Source organism: Bacillus sp. FSL R5-0439 (assembly GCF_038008805.1).
Lineage (GTDB): Bacteria > Bacillota > Bacilli > Bacillales > Bacillaceae > Bacillus > Bacillus safensis.
Genome location: NZ_JBBOZW010000002.1, coordinates 1 through 5,891 on the forward strand (window position 1 = coordinate 1; position 5,891 = coordinate 5,891).

Consider the following 5,891-nt stretch of genomic DNA (forward strand, 5'->3'; position numbering starts at 1 on the left):
TCAAACTCCTCATCTGTGATCTGACCAGATGCGTGCTGCCATAATAATTCTTCCTCGTCAGCTGTAAGATAAATTCCTTCAATGGCGTGTGTCGCTTTCGCATATCTCATGCCTTTTTCAAAACGCTCTCTTGTCATTTTCATCATCAGACCGCCTTTCTTGGGCTCTGCCCAAACCCGCCAACGCTAGCACGTTGGATGGCAAATATTCAAACCCCCTACCCCCGATCTTCGGGGGATGCCCCTTCGGCAGGCGCAAACAAACGGGGTTTGTTTGATAAACAGGCTTTTGGGTGTCGTGAATGAGTCAACTCCTTAATGCTCACTTCGTTCCGCTTACCGTTGACTCATGCCATATGTTTTCCACTCCATTTTTTTAAACAGTAACGCTCCTTTTGAGTGCACACTTTTCCGAAACAACACAAAACAAACACGAAACTTAATTCACCATTATTGACCCCTTGTTACGACTGATTTTTTTGCAAAACGCTCCCTTTCTTTGTGTGCAAGTGCGCTCCTTTTCAAACACAAAACGTTACTCAATTCTTCTCACTTTTCCTTTTTATGGTGTGGCAGTTTTTCCGTTTCTGCCACATCACCACATTTTTCTCCTAAAAAAAGGTGTGTCAGAATTTCATTTTTAGACACATTCCTTTCAAAAATCGCAACCGCCACGAAACAAATCACACTCGGATTTCAAACATAAAGTGGTTGCAGTTTTCCCTTATGCTCTTTTCACCTTTTCCGAAATGTCTCCAGCGACACTTATCAAAATTTTTCTCTTTCAACCCGCTACGCAAAACAAAAACATTTTGCCTTTTGATCTAGGAGGGCGTAGCGTATACCGTAGCGAATGAATCATAAAGAGGTGAACCCGCTATGAAACCCGAAACCTACCTTTCTTCACAAGACATTGCAAACAAGCTCAATGTCTCCAGCGTCACGATACGCAAATACGCCGCCATGCTTGAGAAAAACGGCTACAATTTCGCCAGAGACACTAAGGGATGGCGTCAGTATAATGAGTCCGATTTATCCGCTATGGAGTATATATACACACACTCTAAATTAAGTGGTAAATCACTAGAAGAAGTAGCCAAACTTGTAGCGACCTTGTATCGGTCAAACTTGTCCATATCGGATACCGCTACACCGCTACAAGATATCAATGTCGCCGATCTCATTCAAAGACAAGAGGAATTCAATCGGGCCATCCTAAAACGACTCGAACAATTTGAAGAACAACAAAAAAAGCGAGATGAAAATCTCATGCTCGCTTTGAAAGAATCCATTGAAACAAAAAAAATGATTGCTGCTGCTCAACAAAAAAAGTGGTGGCAATTTTGGAAATAGAACACCCATGAAAATGGCGCACTTATACACACCCCTGTGTGAGTGCTAAAATCTCTCGATTTCCGTCAAGCATGTAAAGAAGAAGCCGACTTAATAGCCGGCTTCTTCTGATTCTTCAAACCACAATGCAATGAACAGCAAAGTGCAAATAATGAATGCTCCTAAATCCATCACATTAATTACAATCGTCATCACATTCACCTCCACAGTGAACGGATTCTATCACAAAAATATTCCTCAAAACGAAGCACTGAAAAATAAAAAAAATGATTGCGGACACCGCAACCAAAAATAGTTCAAACTACTTAACTGTACTTTGCTCCTTTTTATATCTCATTACTTTTATAATTCTATAAACTATCACAGCAAGATAGCATGCAACTAGAATAATCAAATATTGAACAGGAAAGTCTCTTTGTACACCTTGATAAAGAAAAATAGCCAAAAGGACTGTAAACAAAACTATTTGAAAAACTTCTCTTTTTATCATCCAAATCCCCCGATATACTTTTACTTACATTTTATACTTTTAATTACAATCTCGAAAAATTTATGTTACCATGAAATTGTAAAACAATCAGTCTTAACTTTCTATAGTCAGTGCCATATTTAGGAGTTAAGTAACAAAATTGAAAGATGGGGGATTTTTAATTGAGAAAGAAAATAATTTGCTCTACGCTAAGCGCTTTAGTTGCATTCGGAGTATTATCTAACAGCAATATTGCTTCAGCATCTACAGAAAAAACATACCAAAGTGCCACACACAATGTGACTGTTGAAGAACTAAGTGAATCAGGAAAAATACAAAATGCTAATCTCGAAAACAACGTATATTCAGTTACATACAATAAAAACGGAAAATTATATGATGTCGAATACAATGGAAATACAGAAAATGTAACGATTAATGGAAAAATACAAGAAGGTATTAGTTATGAATACAATCCACAACTAGCAAATAGTAATAACAATTCTGAAATCAGTACTTCTGCAGCTAAACCAAAATCAGGATATAAATATGTTGGAACATCAAAAGGTCATACAAAAGAAGTAACAAGTGCAGCATCACTTTATATGAAACTAGCTCTACTAATTCCAGGTGCCGGTTGGGGAATTAATTCTGTAAGAGTTTTATTAGTTTACACAGATCACAATCTCGATAAATATATTCCTCAAAAATATTATAAATACGATTTATACCAAAAAGGTTTCATGACAGATAAATGGTATCAATACACGACAACAAGACTTTACAACGACAAAAAATACAAGAAACCTTCAGGAAAAGCATGGACAAGCAATCCTAAAAGAGTAGATTTACCAAATAGCTAAGAAATGAAGAAAAAAGCAGGCTCTTACTCAGCCTGCTTTTTTCCTCTAATTAATTATGTAATTCTTAATACCAACATGCCAATGAGCCATGACCTCAAACGTCTCATTGGCTACCTCATCTTCATCTTCTTCAATCCTGATAAGATCCCCGTCCTCGGCATCCGTCAAGTTGAGTTCTTTATGGATCTCCTTCAAGATACCACCATAGCCAATCAAACGCCTCGCACTCAAAGCATCATCCAAATAATAGACAGTATCTAAATTCTCCTCAGTCACTTCATTCCCACGTATGACATCAGTGTCCTTGACTGGATACTTCGAAATTTCAAGAATGGCTTTTTGTTCTTCCATAGCTTCGCGCACTTCTTTTTCAATCGCTTCCGCATTGATTCCCTTTTTTCCCTTGACACGCTGCACATGCACAATCGGTGTGTAATCCAATTTCATTGCACGCTTCCAAAGGCTTGTCCACTCTGCTTGCTTAATATAACTTTTCCCTGTGAAATAACTTTTCTTTACAGGAACAAGAACATGAAAATGTGGATGATATGTATTTTCTTCATGGTTTTTTGTGATCTCTAAAGCTCTGAAATACCCAAACGCTGAAGAATTCACTTTTTTATATTTCATCAACCTATTAAAGCCTTTCATCATATCAGAAATGGCCTGTTTCAGATGATCACCATCAACATTTCTGACTGTTAACGTGAGAAATATCCATGCAGGCTTATACTGCCGATTGGCTTCTTCGACAATCAATTTATTGTGATAGGCAATTTTTAAGGACCTTCGCCACGCACACATAGGGCATAACCTCACTTTACAAAAATAAGCTTGATATAATCGTAGCCTGCCCGTTTCTTTATCTCTTCTAAACGCAAGACATTCCGCACAATCAGATACTTTCTCTGCTTTTTTTCCGTAATAAGGCGCGCCGGTACGCTTTTCAAGTCCTTCATAATGAGCCGCCATAAGTGACGATCTCACCTTTTTCCCTCTCCAATCCCGCTTTTTACCTGTTGCGGTTTTGTCCTGAAGGATGCTATAATTCGATTCAGATGAATATGTCAAAGCAAAAAACTCCTTCTGCGCTAGTTCTCTAGCAATCTATTATTTTTGGTGGTACTTAAATAATAGCAGATGGAGTTTTGTGCTGTCAAAAGACCTTCTAACCCTTGACATCACTGGATTTATCGCACTTTTTGAAAATCTCATTGTTTCTATATGTATCAAGATAAGAAAAGACACGATTCTGACTCCGTCAAAATCGCCAAAAAAGCTGGCGGAACCGCCATCTTTTTAAAAACCAAAACCTCAAAACCTAAAAGACCAAAGACTAAACCAAATTTCCCCGCAGGGGGAGATTTTTTTTTGATTTTTTCCACTCCATTCATAGTGTTCAATTGTTGAACACTACACCAAACCTGACTACACATGATATTTCCACAAAAAAAACAGACCTAAAAGGTCTGAAGAATTAAGTCATTGCCCTAGAATCATAAACTTGAAAACCAGTTGCACTATAGTTATATATATTCGCTTGAACAAAAACACCGATAACCAATGCTGATGTACAAATTAAACCTAAAGCACAGTTCCTATAGAAACTCATACAAACAATCGCCCCTTTGAATTTGTTTTTGGGCGTATATCATCTTTTCATACATTTTGACAGATTCATCCACACGCCCATTTTCAGTATAAAATCGGGCGGCTTCCAAAGCTAGGTCTTCCATGTAAGGTAAACCTCTAGGGCTTTCCAATTTCTCCAAGCAAGCCAATACTTCACTAAGATTTGCAGACTTAAAAAATAAATTTTCCAGCACCTTCAACATATCCAAGAATAAATCATCTTTATGTAAAGCCAACTGTTCCTTAGCTTTCTCATAAAATTCTCGTCCCTCAATTAATTCTTTTTGATTCAAATGAATTCGTATCAATTCATAATAGACTTGAAACAACTTTTCACCGATTGGTTCCCCTTCTAAAATGGCTTGGTGAAAATACGATACAGCTTTCGTGATTTCATTTAACCCTTGATAACAGATACCGATATTGTACAGCTGCCTAAAAATTATATGCTTATTCCCTAATGCCTCCGCTTTTTCCAAAGCTAAAGAAAAACAAGTCAATGCTTTATCTCTGGTTTCTAAATCCATATAATTTCCCGCGACTACAGTTAAACAATTAATTTCACGAACCATATAAATCGAATGCGTCTTATAAGCCTTATAAGTATCATAAGCAAGAGTGACATAATACATAGACATATGTGTCTGTTTCATGTGATAAAACACTTCGGACATCTTGTAATAAAATTCCGCTTTCTCTAACTCATCAGCAACTTGCTCCAAACGTTTCTCAGCTCGTCTATAGAACATGATAGCTTTAACAAATTCGCCCATTCTGAATTCATACATCCCTTGAAAAAAGTTGAAATAGTATTCAAGAAAGCCAGACATCTTTTTCCCTTGTCCTTCTACAGCTTTCAAATATTCAGAAGGCTCCAATGGTTTTTTAGAAGGTTGAACATAATCAAGCATTAATTGATGACGGAACTCCATCAATTGAAAATAAAGAACCGCTTGTTCATCTTCTTCCATAGCGTCAATCTCTTTCCTAACCTCTTCTCTTAGAATCTCAGCCTCTTTCACATTGAATCTCTTTATATGCTTGTACCATTCATTGATCTTAACCGCTACAACTGGAGACGGTATAGCCGCCATCTACAATCCCCCCTTATAAAACCAGTTTTATACTAAATGCTAGCACAATATTTCCTAATAAAACCCTGTTTCTCCCTTGATATGTAAAATTTTCGGTATCTCGCAAACACTTTTAAGATTCTCTCAGTATCTCGCCAGCAAATTTTAGGAATCATAGCAGCAGACAAAACGAAAAAACGCATTTAAAGCCCTTATAAGCGTTTTTGACACATTCCCCTATTTCAATTACCTGAACAAAAATAAAAGCGCTCAGAATCGAATCTGAACGCTCTCAACGGCATTTTTAAAATGCACGACATGTTTTTTTATACGTTTTATTTTCATCTTGCGTACTACCCCCCTGTTAGCATAGGGGGTTCCCGTTTGGCTCTCGGTGCTTCGCTTTTCGTTGCCACTCGACGACTGCCGTCGTCTTCCGCTACGCACCTTCCGCCTAGAACTCTATTGTATCACTTTATAAGCCAATTCAAGGGCTTTTTTC

At 37.5% G+C, this 5,891-nt stretch carries 4 protein-coding genes; 2 read left to right on the top strand and 2 right to left on the bottom strand.

The genetic code is table 11. The features are described from left to right. The first annotated feature begins 878 nt into the window (after positions 1 to 878). Both NST59_RS19125 and NST59_RS19130 read left to right on the top strand, forming a co-directional pair. Complete coding sequence (locus NST59_RS19125) at positions 879 to 1,352, top strand: DUF3967 domain-containing protein (RefSeq protein WP_106066838.1); 474 nt, start codon at positions 879 to 881, stop codon at positions 1,350 to 1,352. A gap of 651 nt (positions 1,353 to 2,003) precedes the next feature. Further along, complete coding sequence (locus NST59_RS19130) at positions 2,004 to 2,684, top strand: hypothetical protein (protein ID WP_088001084.1); 681 nt, start codon at positions 2,004 to 2,006, stop codon at positions 2,682 to 2,684. Positions 2,685 to 2,729: 45 nt separating this feature from the next. On the opposite strand, the gene NST59_RS19135 is transcribed toward NST59_RS19130, so the two are convergent. Together NST59_RS19135 and NST59_RS19140 are read right to left on the bottom strand one after the other, a co-directional pair. After that, positions 2,730 to 3,755 carry a protein rep gene (locus NST59_RS19135; RefSeq protein WP_341041082.1) on the bottom strand — a complete coding sequence of 342 codons (1,026 nt, stop codon included), beginning with the start codon at positions 3,753 to 3,755 and terminating at the stop codon, positions 2,730 to 2,732. Between the two features lie 527 nt (positions 3,756 to 4,282). Then, on the bottom strand, positions 4,283 to 5,410 hold the full coding sequence (locus NST59_RS19140; RefSeq protein WP_224931111.1) for a response regulator aspartate phosphatase: 1,128 nt from the start codon (positions 5,408 to 5,410) through the stop codon (positions 4,283 to 4,285). Between the last annotated feature and the right edge of the window lie 481 nt (positions 5,411 to 5,891).